General features: G+C 59.1%; 16 protein-coding genes. 10 read left to right on the top strand and 6 right to left on the bottom strand.

Annotated features, from left to right (window positions below):
- Nucleotides 1–229 precede the first annotated feature (229 nt).
- Complete coding sequence (dinB, locus tag NBV64_RS00520; RefSeq protein ID WP_274984787.1) at nt 230–1,399, bottom strand: DNA polymerase IV; 1,170 nt, start codon at nt 1,397–1,399, stop codon at nt 230–232.
- Nucleotides 1,400–1,612: 213 nt separating this feature from the next.
- Between dinB and NBV64_RS00515 the strand changes: the two genes are divergently transcribed.
- From NBV64_RS00515 to NBV64_RS00480, 8 genes are all read left to right on the top strand, one after another.
- The gene (locus NBV64_RS00515) at nt 1,613–3,184 is read left to right on the top strand and encodes an ABC transporter substrate-binding protein (protein WP_250756411.1); all 1,572 of its coding nucleotides are present in this window, start codon (nt 1,613–1,615) and stop codon (nt 3,182–3,184) included.
- 155 nt (nt 3,185–3,339) lie between these two features.
- Nucleotides 3,340–4,326, top strand: a complete 987-nt coding sequence (locus tag NBV64_RS00510; protein ID WP_009461210.1) for an ABC transporter permease — start codon at nt 3,340–3,342, stop codon at nt 4,324–4,326.
- Nucleotide 4,327: 1 nt separating this feature from the next.
- Complete coding sequence (locus tag NBV64_RS00505; RefSeq protein ID WP_009461211.1) at nt 4,328–5,242, top strand: ABC transporter permease; 915 nt, start codon at nt 4,328–4,330, stop codon at nt 5,240–5,242.
- Between the two features lie 3 nt (nt 5,243–5,245).
- Entirely contained in the window at nt 5,246–6,220 is a 975-nt protein-coding gene (locus NBV64_RS00500) for an ABC transporter ATP-binding protein (protein WP_250756410.1), read from the top strand.
- On the top strand, nt 6,217–7,221 hold the full coding sequence (locus NBV64_RS00495; protein WP_250756409.1) for an ABC transporter ATP-binding protein: 1,005 nt from the start codon (nt 6,217–6,219) through the stop codon (nt 7,219–7,221). Before NBV64_RS00500 ends, NBV64_RS00495 begins: the two co-directional genes overlap by 4 nt.
- Nucleotides 7,222–7,363: 142 nt before the next feature.
- Complete coding sequence (locus NBV64_RS00490) at nt 7,364–7,924, top strand: sigma-70 family RNA polymerase sigma factor (RefSeq protein ID WP_035269335.1); 561 nt, start codon at nt 7,364–7,366, stop codon at nt 7,922–7,924.
- Between the two features lie 18 nt (nt 7,925–7,942).
- Nucleotides 7,943–8,950 carry a FecR domain-containing protein gene (locus NBV64_RS00485; protein WP_250756408.1) on the top strand — a complete coding sequence of 336 codons (1,008 nt, stop codon included), beginning with the start codon at nt 7,943–7,945 and terminating at the stop codon, nt 8,948–8,950.
- A 255-nt stretch (nt 8,951–9,205) separates the two neighbouring features.
- Entirely contained in the window at nt 9,206–11,743 is a 2,538-nt protein-coding gene (locus NBV64_RS00480) for a TonB-dependent siderophore receptor (RefSeq protein ID WP_250756406.1), read from the top strand.
- Nucleotides 11,744–11,984: 241 nt separating this feature from the next.
- Here the strand turns inward: NBV64_RS00480 and panD are convergent, their stop codons facing one another.
- Nucleotides 11,985–12,545, bottom strand: coding sequence for an aspartate 1-decarboxylase (gene panD, locus NBV64_RS00475; protein WP_250756405.1), 561 nt, complete (start codon nt 12,543–12,545; stop codon nt 11,985–11,987).
- Between the two features lie 83 nt (nt 12,546–12,628).
- Nucleotides 12,629–12,808: a hypothetical protein gene (locus NBV64_RS00470; RefSeq protein WP_021447139.1), complete on the bottom strand. Its 180-nt coding sequence runs from the start codon at nt 12,806–12,808 to the stop codon at nt 12,629–12,631.
- Between NBV64_RS00470 and NBV64_RS00465 the strand changes: the two genes are divergently transcribed.
- Nucleotides 12,807–13,586 (top strand): ABC transporter ATP-binding protein, encoded by a 780-nt coding sequence (locus NBV64_RS00465; protein ID WP_009461219.1) that lies wholly within the window; start codon nt 12,807–12,809, stop codon nt 13,584–13,586. The two genes, NBV64_RS00470 and NBV64_RS00465, sit on opposite strands and share 2 nt — an antisense overlap.
- 134 nt (nt 13,587–13,720) lie before the next feature.
- Here NBV64_RS00465 and NBV64_RS00460 read toward each other — a convergent pair whose 3' ends face one another.
- Nucleotides 13,721–14,338, bottom strand: coding sequence for a flavin reductase family protein (locus tag NBV64_RS00460; RefSeq protein WP_035269337.1), 618 nt, complete (start codon nt 14,336–14,338; stop codon nt 13,721–13,723).
- A 161-nt stretch (nt 14,339–14,499) separates the two neighbouring features.
- Here NBV64_RS00460 and NBV64_RS00455 point away from each other — a divergent pair, with 161 nt between their 5' ends.
- Nucleotides 14,500–15,477: an AraC family transcriptional regulator gene (locus NBV64_RS00455; protein ID WP_250756403.1), complete on the top strand. Its 978-nt coding sequence runs from the start codon at nt 14,500–14,502 to the stop codon at nt 15,475–15,477.
- Nucleotides 15,478–15,499: 22 nt separating this feature from the next.
- Here the strand turns inward: NBV64_RS00455 and NBV64_RS00450 are convergent, their stop codons facing one another.
- Both NBV64_RS00450 and NBV64_RS00445 read right to left on the bottom strand, forming a co-directional pair.
- The gene (locus tag NBV64_RS00450; RefSeq protein ID WP_250756402.1) at nt 15,500–17,092 is read right to left on the bottom strand and encodes a phytoene desaturase family protein; all 1,593 of its coding nucleotides are present in this window, start codon (nt 17,090–17,092) and stop codon (nt 15,500–15,502) included.
- 1 nt (nt 17,093) lies between these two features.
- Nucleotides 17,094–17,705 carry a flavin reductase family protein gene (locus NBV64_RS00445; protein ID WP_009461223.1) on the bottom strand — a complete coding sequence of 204 codons (612 nt, stop codon included), beginning with the start codon at nt 17,703–17,705 and terminating at the stop codon, nt 17,094–17,096.
- Nucleotides 17,706–17,726 lie beyond the last annotated feature (21 nt).

Below are 17,726 nucleotides of genomic sequence, written 5' to 3'. Positions count from 1 at the left end.
CCCGGCGGCTGGACAATTAATTCTAACGCAGCACACCCCCAGCAGGACGCTTATGCCTGGGACAATGGCCATCTGGCCGTGGATTGTCCCTTTTCTGGTACACATCCGCGCCCTGGCAGGCGCCAAAGCGTTTTAAGCCTGAAATCTTTGCACGGTATCGGGGTGGGAGTCGCCGGGACGCGTTTGTATAAAACCTGTCATCCAAGCGGCTTTCCAAAGATCTGCCTGCTTAAAACAAACCGTCCAGATCCAGTTGACGAGGCTGCTCCTGCGGCATTTCACTGATGGGCAGCAGAGCGCTGGCTTTCACACCCAGCAGGCGCAGGCGTCTATCCAGCACGGCGCGTTTCAGATTCTGGCGGGCGGCGGCCAAAATGGCATCCGCCGCCAGCACGGGAGCGGGCAGGGACAGGTCGCGCGTCACGGTTTTGAAGTCCTCGAACTTCAGCTTGATGCCTATGGTTTGGGCGCACATGGCGGATTTGCGTAAATCCTGCTCCAGCTTTTCACACAGGGACTCCAGCACGGCAGACAGGCGGGACCGATCCATGCGCACGTGCAGATCACGCTCGAAGGTGGTTTCACGACTGATGGATTTAGGCGTGCGGTCGGTGGATAAGGGGCGCTCGTCCTGGCCTTGAGCCACGGCCATCAGCCATTGCGCGTAGCGCAGGCCAAAATGTTCCTGCAATTTTTCTGCAGGTGTGGCGGCCAGTTCCCCGATCTTCTGTATGCCCATTTCCGTCAGCTTCACGACCGACTTGGGACCAATGCCATTGATCTTGCCCACAGCCAGCGGCCAGATGCGGGTAGGCACATCGTCCATGGTCAGCACACAGGCCCCATTGGGCTTGTTCAGTTCTGAGGCAATTTTGGAGAGCAATTTGTTGGGAGTGATGCCTACCGAACAGGTCAGGCCCGTAGCCTGGTTCACGGCTTGACGAATCTGCTCGGCCAGCTCGTGGCTGTCTTCGGTTTTATGGCTGAGGTCCACATAGATCTCGTCGATACCCCTATCTTCGATATGGTCCGAGACCGTGGCCACAGCCTGTTTGAACAAGCGCGAATAATGGCGGTAAGCTTGAAAATCGGCAGGCAGCAAGATGGCATCGGGGGCCAGTTGGGCCGCCTTCATTAAACCCATGGCCGAGAACACACCCAGCTGACGCGCTTCATAGGTCGAAGTCGTGGCCACCCCGCGCCCAACATAATCGGCCAGACGGGCATGTTGCCAGCTGCCATCGGACAATTGCCTGGGCGCATCAGCACTGCGCCCGCCAATCACCACGGGACTGCCGCGCAAATGCGGGTAGCGCAGCAGCTCCACCGAGGCATAAAACGCATCCATATCCACATGAGCAATACGCCGCTCCAGAGGTTTTTCTTCTTGTGCCGCCACCTTGATCAGCCTGTTAACTGTATATATGTACACCATTATAGCGACAAGTCAGCGGTGCACCGAGAGCCACTGAATAAGCGCCGGGATGATATAAATCACTAAACATCATTAAGCTGACAGCAGGCTGAAACTACGTATTGAATCGGCAGCAAGCGCCCGGTTACTATGCAGCCTCTCTATCAGCGACACCAAGCACCCCAACAGGAGGTTTTCATGAAAAAAACAGTATTGGCTGCTGCGCTGGCAGCTCTGGTCGCCCTGCCCTTGGTGGGCCACAGCAAAACGCTTACCTGGTCCAGCCAGGGCGACTTCATGACGCTGGACCCACACGCACAGAACGAAAACCTCACGATCACAGGCAGCATGTATGTCTATGAGGCGCTGGTGGACTACGACAAGGATTTCCAGATTGTGCCCAGCCTGGCCACGGCCTGGGAACAACGTGAACCTACTGTGTGGCGCTTTACGCTGCGCGAAGGGGTGAAATTCCACGATGGCGCTCCCTTTACCGCCGATGACGTGGTGTTCTCCATTCAGCGCGCCATGGCCCCTACGTCCAACTTCAAGGCTTACGTGAACGGCATCGTCAAGGCAGAAAAAGTGGACGACAAGACGGTGGACATTGTTACTGCCGCTCCCAACCCGGTTCTGCTGCGCCAATTGACCAGTGTGTTCATCATGAACAAGGCCTGGTCGGAAAAGAACAATGTGACCCAGCCCCAGGACTTCAACAAGAACGAAGAAACCTTCTCGGCTCGCAACACCAACGGTACTGGCCCTTACAAGCTGAAGTCGCGTGAAGTGGACGTACGCACCGTCTTTGTCGAAAACGAAGAATGGTGGAACAAGGGCAACAAGGTGGGTAACGTCACCGAAGTGATCTACGTACCCATCAAGCAGAACGCCACCCGTACCGCCGCCTTGCTGTCGGGCGAAGTGGACCTGGTTCTGGACCCGCCTGCGCAGGACTTGCAGCGTCTGCGCCAGCAAACCAAGATTGTGGAAGGCAACGAGTACCGCACCATCTACCTGGGTCTGGACCAAAAGAATCCGGAACTGAAGTACAGCAGCATCAAGGGCAAGAACCCCTTTGCTGACCAGCGTGTGCGTGAAGCCCTGTACGTGGCCATCGACATTGAAGCCATCAAGAAAGCCGTAATGCGCGGTTCTTCCGCCCCCACCGGCACCATGGTGGCCCCTCAGGTTCACGGCTACACCAAGGAACTGGCCCAGCGCCTGCCTTACAGCCAGGATCGTGCCAAGGAACTGCTGAAAGAAGCCGGTTACGACAACTCCCTGACCTTCACCCTGGATTGCCCGAACGATCGCTACATCAACGATGAAGCCATCTGCCAAGCCATTGTGGGCATGTGGGCCAAAGTCGGCGTGAAAGCCAACCTGAACGCCATGCCGCGCGCCACCTACTTCCCCAAAGTTCAGAGCTACGACAGCAGCGCCTACATGTTTGGCTGGGGCGTTCCAACCTTTGATGCGCTCTACACCCTGCAAAGCCTGATGCACAGCAAGGGCGAGGGCGCTGACGGCTCCTTTAACTTCGGTAACTACGAAAACGCCGAAGTGGACGCCTTGATCGACCAGATCAAGACCGAAACCGACACCGCCAAGCGCGATGCGGCCATCCACAAGGTTCTGGAAATTCATGCCAAGGAAGTGGGCCACATTCCCCTGCATGACCAGATCATTCCTTGGGCCATGGCCAAGAAGGTCAACGTGGTACACCGTGCGGACAACCGCATGCTGGCCCAATGGACCACCATCGACTAAGTTGTTTTCATACCCCAGCCCCGCCTCCGTGCGGGGCTGGTTCCCATTACGCTGTAGTCATCCGTTTCTACACCAGCCCCCTTGCCGGGCCCTTTTTACACATTAAGGACGACACTGGTCGCGAGTGATCCTCGCGCTCTACCAGGAGACCGCCTATGCTGGTATTTATTATTCGCCGTCTGATCCAGGCTGTTCTGGTGATGCTGACGGTCAGCCTTCTGGCTTTTGTGCTGTTCCGCTACATTGGTGACCCGGTCACCATCATGCTGGGACAGGACGCCACCGAACAAGATCGCGTGGAACTGCGTGCCAGCCTGGGGCTGGACCAACCCGCTCCCGTGCAATTCGGACGCTTTGTATCCCAGGCCGTACAAGGCGAATTTGGCCTGTCCCTGCGGCAAGCCCAACCGGTTTCCACGCTACTGAAAGACCGCCTGCCTGCCACGGTAGAGCTGTCCGTGGTGGCCGCCATACTGGCCTTGCTGATAGGCCTGCCGCTAGGGGTGTACACCGCCTTGAAGCGCAATGGGTTCATGGCGCAGAGCATTCTGGCCTTTTCATTGCTGGGGATCTCTCTGCCCACCTTCCTGATCGGTATCTTGCTGATCCTGATCTTCTCCGTGCAATTGGGCTGGCTGCCCAGCTATGGCCGGGGCGAAGTCCTGAAGTTTGGCTGGTGGAGTACCGGCCTGCTTAGCTGGGACGGGATCAAGCATTTGATCCTGCCCGCCATCACGCTCTGTTTGTTCCAGCTCACGCTGATCCTGCGTCTGGTGCGCTCCGAGATGCTGGAAGTACTGCGCGCCGACTACATCAAGTTTGCTCGTGCCCGTGGCCTGTCGCAACGCGCCATCCACTTTGGTCACGCCCTTAAAAACACCATGGTGCCGGTTATCACCATCACGGGGCTGCAACTGGGCGGCATCATCGCCTTTGCCATCGTGACGGAAACCGTTTTCCAATGGCCGGGCATGGGTCTGCTGTTTATCCAGGCCGTGCAATTTGCCGACATCCCCGTGATGGCGGCCTATCTCTGTCTGATTGCCCTGGTATTTGTTGTGATCAACCTGCTGGTAGACCTGCTGTACTTCCTGGTCGATCCACGTCTGCGCACCCAATTGTCGGGCGCCAAGGGGCACTAATATGTTCGCTAAATTGAAAACCGCCTGGGATAGCGATCTGGTCTGGTCCTGGCGCCACTCTCCCGTCGCCATTGCGGCCACCATCATGGCCTTGCTGCTGTTTATCGGCGCGCTGGGTGCCCGCTGGGTGGCTCCTTACGATCCCTTCGATCTGACCTCCATCGACCTGATGGATGCCTTGCTGGCCCCGGCCTGGTCGGAAAACGGTTCACCCCAATACTGGTTGGGAACAGACAGCCAGGGGCGTGACTTGTATTCGGCCCTGTTGTACGGGACGCGCACCTCCTTGCTGATCGGTCTGGCCTCGGTAGCCTTGTCCATGGTGGTCGGTATCGTGCTGGGCCTGCTGGCCGGTTACTCCGGTGGCCGTGTGGATGCCTTCATCATGCGTGTGGCCGATGTGCAGCTGTCCTTCCCGGCCATCCTGATTGCCTTGCTGATCGACGGTGTAGCCCGTGCCGTGTTCCCCTTGAACATGCACGATGTGGTCGCCTTTCCGGTGCTGATCGGAGCGATTGCGTTGGCCGGTTGGCCGCAATATGCCCGTACCGTGCGCGGCTCCACGCTGGTGGAGAAAAACCGTGAGTACGTGCAGGCTGCCCGCGTCATTGGCGTGTCTTCGCCGCGCATCATGTTCAGTCATGTGCTGCCCAATGTGATGGGCCCCGTGCTGGTGCTGGCCACCGTGCATCTGGCCACCGCCATCATTACCGAAGCCACGCTGTCCTTTCTGGGCGTCGGCGTTCCGGCCACCTCACCCTCTCTGGGCACCCTGATCCGGATCGGTAACGACTTCCTGTTCTCGGGCGAATGGTGGATCACGATTTTCCCTGGCCTGATGCTGGTGCTGCTGGTGCTGTCGGTCAACCTCCTGGGCGACTGGTTGCGTGACGCCCTGAACCCCAAATTGAGCTAAGCCATGACTGCACTCTTAACTGTCCAAGACCTGTGTGTCGAATTCCCGACCCGGCGTGGTGTGCTCCAAGCCCTGGATCATGTGTCCTTTTCCATCGCCCCCGGCGAAGTGCTGGGAGTGGTGGGGGAGTCCGGTGCCGGCAAATCCCTGACGGGTTCCTCCATTATTGGTTTGCTCGATGCCCCCGGTCGCATCAGCGGCGGCCAGATTCTGCTGGAAGGCGAGCGCATCGATAATCTGAACCAGGACCAGATGCGCAAGATTCGTGGCCGCAAGATTGGCGCGATTTTCCAGGACCCGCTGACCTCGCTGAACCCGCTCTATACCGTGGGCCATCAACTGGCTGAAACCATCGTCACGCACCTTCCCCTGTCCTGGAAACAGGCACAGGAACGCGCCATCGAATTGCTGGAAGCTACCGGCATTCCGGCAGCGCGCGAGCGTATCGACCACTATCCGCACCAGTTCTCCGGCGGCATGCGCCAACGGGTGGTGATTGCGCTGGCCCTGGCGGCCGAGCCCAAGCTGATCGTGGCGGACGAACCCACCACGGCACTGGACGTGTCCATTCAGGCGCAGATTATCGACCTGCTGAAAAAACTCTGTCGCTCGCAAGGCACCTCGGTCATGCTGATTACCCACGATATGGGGGTGATTGCGGAAACCGCCGACCGTGTGGCCGTGATGTACGCCGGTCGCATTATCGAGATCGGCCCTGTACAGGATGTGATCCAGAAACCCAGCCACCCTTATACCCGTGGCTTGATGCGTTCCATTCCCAATCTGCACGCGGGGCTGGAGCGTCTGGAGCAAATCCCCGGCAGCATGCCACGCTTGAACGCCATCCCGCCCGGCTGCGCCTTCAATCCGCGTTGTGATCGTCGCTTTGATCGCTGCCTGGTCGAACGCCCCGAGCTGATGCCTGTTCCCCCACAAACACAGGCGGCCTGTTGGCTGCATGCACAGGAGTCCGCATGAGCGCCCCTAAACAAGCCCTGGTCCAGGTCAAGGACGCTGCCTGCTGGTTTGATGTGTCCCCGCCCTTGCTGGAGCGCCTGGTCTACCGCAAACCCAAAGTAAACCTGCGCGCGGTCGATGGCGTCAGCTTCACCTTGAACAAGGGTGAAACCCTGGCCCTGGTAGGCGAATCCGGCTGCGGGAAATCCACCGTGGCCCGTTTGCTGACGGGCCTGTATTCGCTGACACGCGGCGAGATTCTGTTTGATGGCCAGTCCCTGAAAACCATGGACAAAGCCAGCCAGAAGGCCATGCGCAAACGCCGTCAGATGATTTTTCAGGACCCCTATGCCAGCCTGAATCCTCGTTGGCGCGTGGGCCGCATCATTGCCGAACCACTGGTCACCCACACGGACATGAGCCGCGCCCAGCAAGACGCCAAAGTGGCTGAGCTGCTGACGCAAGTGGGCCTGAACCCCAGCGACGCCCAGCGTTACCCGCACCAGTTCTCCGGTGGCCAGCGCCAGCGTATTTCCATTGCCCGTGCTCTGGCTCTGCAACCCGAATTCATCGTCTGTGACGAGCCCACCTCGGCGCTGGACGTGTCGGTGCAGGCCCAGGTCCTGAACCTGATGAAGGATTTGCAGCGCGAACTGGGGCTGACCTATCTGTTCATCTCACACAACCTGGCCGTGGTGCATCACGTGGCCGACCGAGTTGGCGTCATGTATTTGGGCCGGATTGTGGAAATTGCGCCACGCGACGATTTGTTCGCGCAGCCTCGCCACCCCTACACGCGCATGTTGCTGGGAGCCATTCCCGACATGAGCGGAGCGGGCAAAAGCCGCATCCCGGTCGCTGGTGAAGTGCCTAATCCACTGAACCCGCCATCGGGCTGTACCTTCCATCCACGCTGCCCGCTGGCCAATGATCGCTGCCGCCGCGAAGCCCCGGCTTTGCTGCAAACCGGGCCGCAAGAAGTGGCTTGTCATGCTGTAGAAGAAGGGCGCGATCAGGCCTGATCGCTTGCGATGCCAACAGTAAAACCGCCCACGGCAACTTGCCGAATGGGCGGTTTTTTCTGATAATTGAGAATTATTCTCAGTTCTCATTGCCCGATTCTCTACCATTTTTCTGGTCGAGCAGGCACCACTGGAACGCATCATGCACAATGCCGCCTTCTCACCCGACACGGAATCGCTCTACCGAAATTACCACGGCTGGTTGCATAGCTGGCTACGACGCAGGCTAGGTAATTCCTTCGATGCGGCCGATCTGGCCCAAGACGTTTTTGTCCGACTGCTGCAAAAACCCCGTCAATTCGGCAGCGAACCCGAAGCCCGTGTGTATTTGCGGCTCATGGCCAATGGCATGTGCGTGGACTTATGGCGACGCCGTCAGATTGAACAAGCCTGGCTGGAAGAGCTGGCCAACCGCCCGGCCGCCCTGGTTCCTTCTGCCGAACACCAGGCCCTGGTGCTGGAAGCCCTGCAAGAGATAGACAGCATGTTGCGCACCCTGCCTGCCAAAGTGGGCAATGCCTTTTTCATGGCCATGGCCGACGGCATGAGCAACCGGGAAATTGCAGAGGCGCTGGGCGTGTCCACACGCATGGTGCACCGATATCTTAGCCAGGCCATGCTGTGCTGCCTGAAACTGGAAGCCCGCCATACCGCCGCTGACATGCCCGTGCATCAGGCGTCCAGCCTGCCCGAGCCACGCTGATTGCCTGTACGCCCCCCTATGAGCACTTCCGAACTGCATCCCGACGATACGCTGGAGCCTTCATTTGACGCGCTGGAGCAGGCCGCCGAATGGTTTGCCCTGCTGCGCTCGGACGAGGCCTCGGCCCAGGACCGACAAAGCTGGCAAGGCTGGCTGGCCGCTCAGGCCGAGCATCGTAAGGCCTGGCAGTATGTAGAGCGCATCAGTGGCCGCTTTGAACCGATCCAAAGCAGCGACAGCCGCCAGGCTGCCGTCCAAAGCTATTGCCTGGCCAACCGACGAATGGGACGCCGCCGCCAATTGCTGCTGGGCCTGGGCACACTGGCAGGCAGCAGTTTGGGCAGTTGGCTGGCTTGGCAGCATACGTCCTTGCCCGGCACAGTAATGGCCTGGTCAGCCGAGCATCGCACCGCCCGTGGTGAAGTCCACCAACTGACTTTGCCCGATGGCTCTACCGTTTGGCTCAGCTCCGACACTGCAATGAACCACGACTACCGAGGCAATCAACGGCTGCTCTCCCTGGTTCAGGGTGAAATTCTGATCGATACAGCGGCCGATCCTGCACGGCCCTTTCTGGTCGAAACCCGTCAAGGCTTGCTGCGTGCCTTGGGGACACGCTTTACGGTGCGACTGGACGGTCAGGAAACTTTTCTGGCGGTGTATCAAGGCGCAGTACAGGTGGACACGGCAAACAAGCGCCAGCAGCACATTATCCATGCCGGTCAGCAGACACAGCTTTCGCGTACCGAGATTGCGGCTACCACTGCTGTCCTGCCCGAGCGGCAAAGCTGGACCAAAGGCATCCTCGTCACCGACAACACACCCTTGATCGAGGTCGTGCGCGAATTGCAGCGCTATCGCGGCGGCCACCTTAGCGTTTCACCCGAGGCGGCCCAGCTGCCTGTGATTGGCAGCTATCCCTCCACCGATCCGGACCGGGCCTTGAGAATGCTGGAAGGGGTGCTGCCCATTCGCATCAAACGAACCCTGCCCTGGTGGGTCAGCATTGAACTTGCCGAGCACTGACCTTGATTCAGACACACATTCACGGGCATCAGCCGCCGTGCATGACAAGCCAGTTTACGGGCCTATTCAAGCGGCCCAATGCTTCAAACCGGCTATTTCCACTTTTCCGAGTTCCGCTTTTCCTTGGCGTGTTCGATATACCTGATGAGGGCATCGTTTTACCCGTCTCCTGGCACAAAACCAGAATCTGACCAGGACACATGCAAACCGGCTCGCTCTCGCCGACTACACCGCTTCCAAGGAGCAGAATTCATCATGCCCGGCTATTCCCAGCCTGTCGCCCGAGGGGCGAACTCTTTTGGTGCCATGCACTTTTTCCGACCCGGTTTCAAACTAAGCCCCTTGGCCTGCGTGCTGCAACTCGCCCTGGCCAGCGGTGCATTGAGCCTGGCAAGCTGGCATCCTCAAGCCCACGCCCAAACCATCAATAGTGCGTCTGCCAAACAACAAAGCTACAGCATTCCAGCAGGCCCCTTGAGCACAGCGCTGGCTCGCTTTGCAAGCGCATCCGGCGTACTGGTCGCTGGAGCCGGTGAGCTGGCCAGGGACAGAAACAGCCCAGGCGTTTCCGGCACGTTTTCGCCCCAGGCCGCGCTGGATGCACTGTTGGCCGGTACTGGCCTGACTGCTGTTGCCAGCTCGGATGGCAGCTACCATCTGCGCCAAGTCCCAGAGGCACCTGCCGGTGACGTCACCCAGCTGAGCACCGTAACCGTACGGGGACGACTCGATCCCAGAACCGAAGGCACAGGCAGCTACACCAACGCATCGGCAAGCTCGGCCACGCGCATGAACCTGACTGCACGTGAAACCCCGCAGTCGGTCAGCGTGATCACGCGCCAGCGGCTCGACGACCAGGGTTTGCTCACGCTTAATGACGCACTCAAGCAGGCCACCGGCGTCAAGGTACAAGAAGGCGAAGTGCTGGGCACGACTTATCAGATCCGCGGCTTCTCGCTGGATACGGCACAGCTTGACGGCGTGCCTGTCTCGCTGGGCGCAGGCGGCTCGGAAGCGGCCGCCGACATGGCCATCTACGATCGCGTGGAAGTGGTACGCGGCGCGGCGGGTCTGTTGCAGGGGGCCGGCAACCCGGGCGGCACGCTCAATCTGGTGCGCAAGCAACCCACCCGTGAATTTGCCGCCAGCGGCAGCGCGATGGTGGGATCGTGGAACAGCTACCGTGTGGAAGCCGACGTCTCCAGTCCTCTCAACCACAGCGGTGATCTGCGTGGGCGGGTGGTGGCCGTGCACGACGACCGCGACTCCTTCGTGGATCACGTCAAGGAACGCAAGGAAGTGCTGTATGGCGTCTTGCAATACGACTTCACTCCCTCCATCACGGCCACCGTGGGGGTGGACCATCAGCGCACCAAGGGTACGCCCAACGGCACTGGCGTCGTCTTCTTTGACGATGGCGGCGATCTCGAACTGCCACGCAGCACTTACCTGGGTGCCGACTGGAACCACCGGGCCACCCGCAGCACCACCGTGTTCGGCGACCTGACCTGGGAGATGGACAACGGCTGGCAGACCAAGCTGTCGGCCAACCGCCAGCACTACGACGTAGACACGGTGTTTCTGTCCGCCTCGGGCGCGGGCGTGGACCGCAACACGCACCAGGGCCCACTCCTGAACTACGCACGAGCCAGCAGCCTGAACCGCACCCAGACCAGCGTGGACCTGTACGCCTCGGGCCCATTCTCCTTGCTGGGCCGCAAGCATGAGCTGGTAGTAGGTGCGAACATGCGCCGCAATCCCACCGAAACCGACCAGGTGCCGCTGCGTGAATACGCCCGCATCCGGCCCGATGTCTTTAACTGGGACCCCACCTCGCTGCCTCCGCCCAATATTGGGCCTTATGAATCGCGCACCGCCACCACCACCAAGCAGTCGGGCATCTATACTGCTGCTCGTCTAAGTCTTGCCGATCCGCTCACCTTGATCGTGGGTGGTCGTTGGAGCTGGTGGGACTACAGCAGCGACAGCACCAATCTGCTCACCGGCGCCAACACGGCCTCCTCGAGCTACAAGGTCAGTGGCGAGTTCACACCGTACGCCGGTCTGATATTCGATCTGAACGATAACTACTCGCTGTACGCCAGCTATACCGACGTGTTCCGTCCGCAAAACGCCATCGATCGCAACGGCTCGCTACTCAAGCCCATCGTGGGTGCCAACTACGAGGCGGGTATCAAGGGTGAATTCCAGGATGGCCGCGTGCAGGCTTCGCTGGCGGCCTTCCGTATCGAAGAAACCAACCGCGCCCAGACCGATCTGGACGGCCCCAAACCGTGCCCCTATACCACCAGCGACTACTGCTCGATTGCCGCAGGCAAAGTGCGCAGCGAAGGGATTGAGGCGGAGTTGACAGGTGAACTGGCCCCAGGCTGGAATCTGACGGCTGGCTATACCTACAACACCACCAAGTACGTGAAAGATGCGGCCAACCAAGGCAAGCCCTTCAACACGCGCACGCCAGAACATATGTTCAAGCTCTTTACCTCTTACCGCCTGCCAGGCTCGTTGCGTCAGTGGACAGTGGGGGGTGGCTTCACGTGGCAGACCAAATTCCTGTACGAGAACACGGCCGGCACGATCCGTATCGAGCAAAATCCTTACGCCGTGGCTGATCTGATGGTGCGCTACGACTTCACGCCCAAGGTTTCAGCCACCCTCAACCTGAACAACGTGTTCGACAAGAAGTACTACCGTTATATTGCCCACGAACGCGCCTACAACTACTACGGCGACCCACGCAACGTGATGCTGACACTGCGCGCCCAATATTGACGCTGAACGTGATGAACAAGGTACTCAAGCGCTCTGATCGCAGCGCTCTGGGTATCTTGTGGACTGACGATACGCGGCACTACGGCGCTGCACGAAACGCCATATTCAGGCTGGAGCGCCAGAAGTCATTGGGCCACGAACGGGCTAAAGCAAAAAACGCGGTGTTTGCTGCCAGAGGCAGTGAACACCGCGTTTTTCAATAAAGCCATCAGCGGGCCTGATGCGGCCCGGTGACATTCAATCAGTTCTGGTTCGCAGGCGCGAAATCGGCCAGGTGGCAGGACAGGATGTCGGCAATGGCACGATCATCCAGGCCACGGGAGCGCAGGTCTGCGGACAGGGCGTCCACATCCACACGAGCCAGTGAACGCTCGGCACCACGAGGGCGATCGTCGCGAACCACGCGGAAGTCGTAATCGCGCTGGGCGGTCTTGGCCACTTCGTAGTGCATGACTTCATCCACTTCGTTTTCCGGCGTGAAGGTCAGCACGGTAGGGCGCAAGGAATACAGGTCTTCGGAGTTCATCACGTATTCGGTTGCGCAGATGATGACGGTGTCGCCCTTTTGACAGGTACGGGCCGCCGCGCCGTTCAGGACCACACAGCGCGAGCCGGGTTCACCGAAGATCACGTAGGTAGAAATACGGGCGCCACTGTCCTTATTCCAGATTTCCACAAACTCCATGGGTAAAATGCCCGCTTGTTCGCAGATTTCAGGATCCAGGGTGATCGAGCCGTGATAGTTCAAGTCGGCACCGGTCACCTTGATACCATGCAGCTTGGCACGGACCACTTTTTTCATGACAACACTCTCTAGAAACAGGTCCCCTGTAACGGACACCTAAGCTTGGCTAAAACGCGGCTTGCGCTGCGCCCTTAGCCCGATCAGGGCTGCGGGAAAGACTGCATCATAAACCCAGAAATGCGCGCAAATCCGTTTAGACCCACAGATTTGTACGGGAAAACCACAGCATCAATGATTTGCCTGACGGCCAGTCTGTGCTGTAATCCCCTCTGCCGCGTCGCGCCGGTCTTTTTTATTTTCAATACGATACCGTTTTCCATGCCCAACCTGCTCATCGAGAATATTCACAAACGCTATGGTTCCCTGGAGGTCCTCAAGGGAGTCTCTCTCAGCGCGGAGCCGGGCGATGTCATCAGCCTGATCGGGTCCAGTGGTTCGGGCAAAAGTACGTTTCTGCGTTGCATCAACTTTCTGGAAACGCCCAATTCCGGCCGTATCGTCATCAAGGGCGAGGAACTGAAAACCCGTCTGGACCCCAAAACGGACGAACTGGTTGCGGTAGATAAACAACAGCTCAAGCGCCTGCGCACCAGCCTGGCCATGGTGTTCCAGCACTTCAATCTGTGGTCCCACATGACGGTGCTGGAAAACATTACCGCCACGCCCATTCATGTACAGGGCATGGACAAGGCGCAGGCCATTGCCAAAGCGGAGCTGTATCTGGACAAGGTGGGCCTGTCGCGCGATCTGGCCAAACAATACCCGGCCTTCTTGTCGGGCGGCCAGCAGCAACGTGTGGCGATTGCCCGTGCGCTGGCGCTGGAACCTGAAGTGATGCTGTTTGACGAGCCAACCTCGGCGCTGGACCCCGAGCGTGTGGGCGAGGTTTTGCGCGTTATGCAGAATTTGGCCGAAGAAGGGCGCACGATGGTGGTGGTTACGCACGAAATGAGCTTTGCGCGCAACGTCTCCAGCAAGGTGGTGTATCTGCACGAAGGTCAAATCGAGGAAGAAGGCCCGCCAGAAGAAGTGCTGGTGTCGCCACGCAGCCCCCGCCTGGCGCAATTCCTGGCAGCGGGCGGTTCGTCCAAAGGCTAAAAGGCAAAACCGCCCAAAGACTTCGGCCACACTCTGAGCAGACATAAAGCAAACGGCGCCTTGCGGCGCCGTTATGCATTTGCAACCATCCTAATGAAGCCGCCAACCAGCGGCTTCTGACTACAGCCCTGCTATCAGGACTTGGGACGTGGCATATCAAACAAGGCCAGGTCCGTAATCTCAAAGTAATCGCCAGGACCACCACCACGCAGAATCGGACGTGGGATCGCGGTACGGTAAATGCCGTCCACGATGCTGTTGGGCGACACATGCACGCCGACCACTTCACCCAGCACCATCCAGGTGTTCAGATCCTTACCTTCCGAGTCTTTCAACTGGAAGTGCGTCGTCACCTTGCACTCCAGCGAGGCATGGCTCTCGCCCACGCGGGGGGCATCAATCAGGCGGGAATCCACAGGCGTCAGGCCCGCGACTTCAAACTCGCGCACATCTTGTTCCAGGCTGGTCATGTTCATGGGTTCGGCCAGATCACGGGTAGCCAGGTTCCAGGTAAAGACGCCGGTTTCAATTGCGTTACGCACGCTGTCTTTGTAGCCCACGCTGGAAAAAGCGATGACAGGCGGGCGGTAGTTGAACACGTTGCAGAAGCTGTATGGAGCCAGGTTCAGCACACCTTCCTTGCTTTTGGTGCCAATCCAGCCGATGACACGGGGACCCACAATAGAACTGATCGGGTCGTGGCGCAGTCCATGGCCTTGTGTGGGTTCGTAGAAGTGAAAGTCTTTCTGCACGGTTCTCTCTGTTAATAAACACAACAAACTAAACGGGACTGCGGGAAATCCCGGTGGCCCACTGATATACTTTACAACTAAAATAAAGCCGCTGCAAACCGTTGAAACTCAAGGTTTTACGTATCCTTCCTGCCTTTCAGAACCATCTAGGCACATGAAACATGGAAAATAAGCCCGATCACTGGGCACGTGTAGCTTCTGCTGACCTGGAACACGTGCGCAAATCTGTCAGCGATATGTTCAAGTCGCACCAGCTCAAGCAGCTACGTGCCGACCAGACCCTGCAAACCCGGCTGCGACACGCCCAGTTTGGTCAGGTCGCCTTGAGCCGCCTGGGCTATGGCGCCGACGTACACATACAACCCGATCACCTGGCCGGTTTCTACCTGGTCCAGATGCCCCAATACGGCACCGCCAAAATTCGCTGCGGTGGCCAGACTGTGGACTCCAGTCCCTACGCCGCCACGATCCTGAATCCCAACGAGGATGTGGACATGGTCTGGCACGCCAATAATGAGCAATTAATGCTCAAGATAGACCGCAATCTGGTGGAACAGGCCGCCCGTGGCATGGGCCTGGACGTAGGCCCGCAAGGTTTGCTGTTTCCGGTACGCCTGGAAGCTCACACCCAGCCTTCCTGGCAAATCATGCTGCGCTACGTGCTGGACTGTGCACGCAACTACGAAGACATCCGGCGCTCGCCGTTGATTATCAACCAGCTGGAGCAATTGGCGGTGACAACCTTGCTGGATCTGCACCCACCGGCTCAGATTCAGGCCCTGAACCCCGCCCGCATCTTGCCGCGCCACTTGAAGAAAGTAGCCAGCCACTTGCATGAGCAGGCCCATTTGCCGGTCACGGTAGACGAACTCAGCACCATTGCGGGCGTGAGCTCCCGCACCTTGCAGCAAGCCTTCAGAGACCACTACGGCGTCAGCCCCATGCAGTACCTGCGCCAGGTTCGTCTGGACCGTCTGCGCCACGAACTGATCCATTCCAACGAGCCTAACCTGACGCTGGCCGACCTGGCCATGCGCTGGGGCTTTGCCCACCAAGGCCGTTTCAGCGCCGAATACCGCAGCCGCTTTGGCGAAACGCCTAGCGAGACCCTGCAACGAGTGCGCGGCGGCCAGCACTAAGCTGACCGCCTCACCCGTCCTCTCACCCCTTCAAGATACGCTGGGCTGCCAGATAGCCGGATTGACCACCCAAGCCAGGGCCTGGATGCACCGACGCACCAATTTGATGCAGATTGCGCCAGGGCGTGTTGCCATTGCGCGCGTTCTTGTGTCCTGCAAAAGGACGCATGAAAAAGAACTGATCCGGTGAGCACACACCGCTATACGGATCGCCCCCCACCAGATTCATGTTCAAGGCTTCCAGATCCGCCGGGCTGACGCTACGACGCCCGATAATCTTGGCGGCCAAGCCAGGCATGACGGTTTCCAGACGAGCCTGAACGCGATCGGCCATAGCCTCGCGCACGGCTTCGTTCCAGCGTCCATCAGCTGGCACAGGAATCTCGCCCGCTTCATCGCCTTTGATGTGACGCGGCAGCTCCTGCATTTGTACCCATAGAATCCAGTGCCCTTCCGGTGCGCGAGTCACATCCACCGCCACCGGCTGGCCCACGGCCAAGGTCGGCTTGGCAGGCAGGTAGCCATTGCTGGCCGTGACCACCGAGGAACACACCTGCTCCATACTTTCCGTCACATGCACCATAGGGACATGGCGCAGCTCCGGGTCCACCCAGTCGGGCGGGGAACTCAAGGCAAAGTGTATCTGCATGCCGCCCCGGCCATAGTGATAATCCTGGGCGGACTTCAACAACTCGGGTTCAACTTCAGGCAAAAGGTCGCCATACAACTGACCCGGCGTCACGTTACACACCACGGCACGACGCGCCAGATAGCGCTGCGTACCGACGCACACGCCCGTCGCCTTATTGCCTTCCACCAACACGCGATCCACATGGGAATTGGTCAGTACCGCGCCACCAGCTTCTTCGATGATGCGGGTAAAGGCTTTCACAATCTGATAACTGCCGCCTTTGACGACAGGCATACCGCCACTGACCACGGCGCTGAAGGTCAGCTTGCCGATCAGGGCCGAGCTGGCTTCATCCGGGCCCAAACCGCTATGCAGCACCCAGGGAGCAATCATGGCGCGAGCCAAATCGCTGCGCAGATCGCGCATGGCCCAGCGTCGGAAGCTTTCCAGCGCTTGCGAGCCAAAGGACATCAAGCCATCCAGCCCCCGTTCGCGCCAGGCACCAAACGCCAGTTTGGCCATGGGCCAACGGTAAGGCTCACCGCCCAGCAAGCCAAATACCAAACCGGCATCCGGGCCAAACATGCGAGCCGCCATGGCACCCAAGGCATCGCCTTCACCCGGCATCCAGTCATTGAAGCGACGTACGGTGTCGTCCATATCCTGACGCAAGGCCAGCGACGGGCCACCAGGAATGGCCAGACCCGTGCTGTATTCGCCTTTGACAAACTCCAGACCGGCTTTGGCCAAGGGTTCAGCCAAAGTGGCATAGGATGCACCGCCCATGAACAAGGGATACCAACTGGACAGCACATCATGGGTAAAACCGGGGAACAGCTCTTGCGTACGGATGCAGCCCCCGGCCACCGCATTGCGCTCCAGCACTGTCACCGACAAACCCCGCTGGGCCAACAAGGCGGCACAGGTCAGGGAGTTCATCCCGCTGCCGACAATGACTACATCAGCGCTGTGCGCATCACTCATTTCAACGGTCTCCGCTAGGCGTGGTCAGGTTGGCGAAACGGCCACGGTGAAACACCGCAGGCTCGTGTTCGGTCAGCGTGGTGTGGCGCACCACACGGCCAATAAACAAGGTGTGGTCGCCACCTTCATGCTGACGGTAGTTCTCGCACACAAAGGTCGCCACACAGTCGTCCAGCAAAGGCACGCCTTCTTCACCATCCACATGCGAGACCAGGGCAAACTTGTCCTTGACCTGGGAGTTGGCAAACCCCAGGGCCACGGGCACTTGTTCCTGGCTGATCACGTTGATCGCAAAGTGGCTGCACTTCTCGAAAATTTCCAGGCTGGGCGAGTGATTCACCAGGCTCCACATCACCAGGGGCGGCTCCAGCGACAGGGACGTAAAGGAGTTGATGGTCAGACCCACCGCCCGGCCATCGGGACAACGAGTCGTGACAATGGCCACACCCGTTGGAAAATGGCCCAGTGCCTGGCGAAACGCACGGCTATCGACCACATTCAGATTGGACGGTGTGGGTTTGGCGTCAGCGGCTGCCAACGCTTGGGCAGACACGGCCTGCCGCTGGGCAGCGGTTTGGGACGAGGAGTCTTGCAGCGTTGCGGTGGGGGTCATGATACGTCTCCTTGAATACTA

The organism is Alcaligenes sp. DN25 (genome assembly GCF_023674485.1).
In the GTDB taxonomy this organism is placed as follows: domain Bacteria; phylum Pseudomonadota; class Gammaproteobacteria; order Burkholderiales; family Burkholderiaceae_B; genus Alcaligenes; species Alcaligenes phenolicus.
The sequence above is the reverse complement of the archived record's forward strand: the minus strand, read 5'-3'. Positions and strand labels throughout refer to the sequence as shown.

Excerpts from the sequence above, each read along its gene's own strand:
- NBV64_RS00490 (WP_035269335.1), top strand. The coding sequence starts at position 7,364 with ATGCACAATGCCGCCTTCTCACCCGACACGGAATCGCTCTACCGAAAT.
- NBV64_RS00445 (WP_009461223.1), bottom strand. The coding sequence starts at position 17,705 with ATGACCCCCACCGCAACGCTGCAAGACTCCTCGTCCCAAACCGCTGCC.
- NBV64_RS00450 (WP_250756402.1), bottom strand. The coding sequence starts at position 17,092 with ATGAGTGATGCGCACAGCGCTGATGTAGTCATTGTCGGCAGCGGGATG.
- panD (WP_250756405.1), bottom strand. The coding sequence starts at position 12,545 with ATGAAAAAAGTGGTCCGTGCCAAGCTGCATGGTATCAAGGTGACCGGT.
- NBV64_RS00515 (WP_250756411.1), top strand. The coding sequence starts at position 1,613 with ATGAAAAAAACAGTATTGGCTGCTGCGCTGGCAGCTCTGGTCGCCCTG.
- NBV64_RS00485 (WP_250756408.1), top strand. The coding sequence starts at position 7,943 with ATGAGCACTTCCGAACTGCATCCCGACGATACGCTGGAGCCTTCATTT.
- NBV64_RS00465 (WP_009461219.1), top strand. The coding sequence starts at position 12,807 with ATGCCCAACCTGCTCATCGAGAATATTCACAAACGCTATGGTTCCCTG.
- NBV64_RS00510 (WP_009461210.1), top strand. The coding sequence starts at position 3,340 with ATGCTGGTATTTATTATTCGCCGTCTGATCCAGGCTGTTCTGGTGATG.
- NBV64_RS00500 (WP_250756410.1), top strand. The coding sequence starts at position 5,246 with ATGACTGCACTCTTAACTGTCCAAGACCTGTGTGTCGAATTCCCGACC.
- NBV64_RS00480 (WP_250756406.1), top strand. The coding sequence starts at position 9,206 with ATGCCCGGCTATTCCCAGCCTGTCGCCCGAGGGGCGAACTCTTTTGGT.
- NBV64_RS00495 (WP_250756409.1), top strand. The coding sequence starts at position 6,217 with ATGAGCGCCCCTAAACAAGCCCTGGTCCAGGTCAAGGACGCTGCCTGC.
- NBV64_RS00505 (WP_009461211.1), top strand. The coding sequence starts at position 4,328 with ATGTTCGCTAAATTGAAAACCGCCTGGGATAGCGATCTGGTCTGGTCC.
- NBV64_RS00455 (WP_250756403.1), top strand. The coding sequence starts at position 14,500 with ATGGAAAATAAGCCCGATCACTGGGCACGTGTAGCTTCTGCTGACCTG.
- NBV64_RS00470 (WP_021447139.1), bottom strand. The coding sequence starts at position 12,808 with ATGGAAAACGGTATCGTATTGAAAATAAAAAAGACCGGCGCGACGCGG.